This window comes from Pseudoduganella sp. RAF53_2 (genome assembly GCF_052113985.1).
GTDB lineage: Bacteria > Pseudomonadota > Gammaproteobacteria > Burkholderiales > Burkholderiaceae_D > Rugamonas.
Map to the genome: position 1 here is coordinate 1 of NZ_JBFRDW010000853.1, position 2,027 is coordinate 2,027.

Annotated in this window: 2 protein-coding genes; both read left to right on the top strand. The window is 62.4% G+C overall.

Going from position 1 to position 2,027, the window contains the following annotated elements:
- Positions 1–751 (top strand): PQQ-dependent sugar dehydrogenase (locus tag AB4Z11_RS30320; RefSeq protein WP_442029684.1); only part of this gene is annotated, 751 nt, incomplete at its 5' end.
- Positions 752–852: 101 nt separating this feature from the next.
- Positions 853–2,027: Tar ligand binding domain-containing protein (locus AB4Z11_RS30325; RefSeq protein WP_442029686.1), on the top strand; the 1,175-nt coding region annotated here is incomplete at its 3' end.

Genomic DNA, 2,027 nt, shown 5'->3' on the forward strand with positions numbered 1-2,027 from the left:
CACCTACGCTTCCAAGCCATCCTACAAAGTGATCAAGGACGACCTGCCAAAAGAAACCTGGCACGGCGAGAAGTACATCAAGGCCGGCCCGGACGGCAAGCTGTATGTGCCGATCGGCGCGCCCTGCAATGTCTGCAACAAGGAAGACGAAGCCTACTCCAAGATCTGGCGCATGAACCCGGACGGCAGCAACTGGGAAATGGTGGCGCGCGGCGTGCGCAACACCGTCGGCTTCAACTGGCACCCGCTGACCAAGGAAATGTGGTTCACCGATAACGGCCGCGACGAAATGGGCGACAACACGCCGTCCTGCGAACTGAATTACGCGCCGAAGACCGGCATGCACTTCGGCTTCCCTTACTGCCACGGCGGTGTGGTGCCTGACCCCGACTTCGCCAACGGCCGCAAGTGCGAAGAGTTCACGCCGCCCGCCGCCAAGCTTGGCCCGCACGTGGCGCCGCTGGGCATGGCCTTCTACACCGGCACCGCCTTCCCTCAGGCCTACCGCAACCAGCTGTTCATTGCCGAACACGGCTCCTGGAACCGCGCCAACAAGATCGGCTACCAGGTGCGCCTGATCACCCTGTACAACAACCAGGTGGTCAGCGACACCGCCTTTATCGACGGCTTCCTGCAAGGCGAAGAAGTCAGCGGCCGCCCGGTCGACGTGGCCATGCTGGCCGATGGCTCCATGCTGGTGTCCGACGACTACGCCAACCGCGTTTATCGCATCACCTATACGGGCAAATAATCGGCCTGTCTGGCGGCACCGGGGGGGGAACCGGCGCCGCCAAGTCCCTGATTCTGTTACAAAATTTCAGTTGCCATGAGGCAATTAAAGTGTGAGAATTGGTGACATTCATTCGTGTAACCTTCACTTATAAAATGTTCCCCGACCTCTCCATCCGGTCGCGCCTGATCGCGACCTTCGCCCTGCTGGGCGCTGTAATTTTCGCCGTGGGCGCCATGGGCATTTATGGCATGAATTCCAYCAATGCCGCCCTGACCGACACCTACACCAACCAGATGGCCTCCAGCATGGCAATCGGCTCGGCCAAGAACTTCCTGGCGCGTGCACGCTTCTCGCTGGACCGCGCCGCTCTGCACCCCGACGGTCCCGACGCGCCGGCGGCAATCGAGCGCGCCGAAGGCTTCATCGCCGACGCCGACAAGGCCTGGCAGCGCTATCTGGCCCTGCCGGCCGATGCCGATGAAAAGGCGCTGGCCGCAAAAATGGCGGCCACGCGCGACGCCTTCGTCAAAGACGGCCTGCTGGCCCTGGCCAAAGCCATCCGCGAGAAKGATCTGCCGCAGGCCGATGATCTGGCGACGCGCCGTGTGTCCCCGCTGTTCCGCACCTACGACGAGGCGTCGAATGCGCTGGAAGACTATCAGCTGAAAGGCGCCGCCGCCAATTACGAAGCCAGCCAGACGCTGTTCAGCCACACTTCGAAGCTGACCGTGGCGGCCATCGTCATCGGCATCGTGCTGATGATTGCATCCGGCGTGCTGACCATGCGCGCCATCATGCGTCCGCTGTCGCAAGCGCTGAATCATTTCGACGAAATGGCCGCCGGCAATCTGGCCCAGCGCATCCACGTCGAACGCCACGACGAAATGGGCATGCTGATGAAGGGCCTGGAAAAAATGCAGCAACAGCTGGCCGGCACCGTGCGCCGCGTGCGTGAAGGCAGCAGCGCTATTGCCTCGGCCAGCGGCGAAATCGCAGCGGGCAACCTCGATCTGTCCGCGCGCACCGAACAGCAGGCCGCATCGCTGGAAGAAACCGCCGCATCGCTGGAAGAACTGACCGGCACCGTGCGCCAGAACGCGGACAACGCACGCCAGGCCAATCAGCTGGCGGTGTCGGCATCCGACGTGGCGCAGCAAGGCGGCCAGATCGTGTCGCAGGTAGTCGATACCATGGGCGTGATCAACACGTCCTCCGGCCGCATCGTGGACATCATCTCCGTCATCGACAGCATCGCCTTCCAGACCAATATCCTGGCGCTGAATGCGGCAGTGGA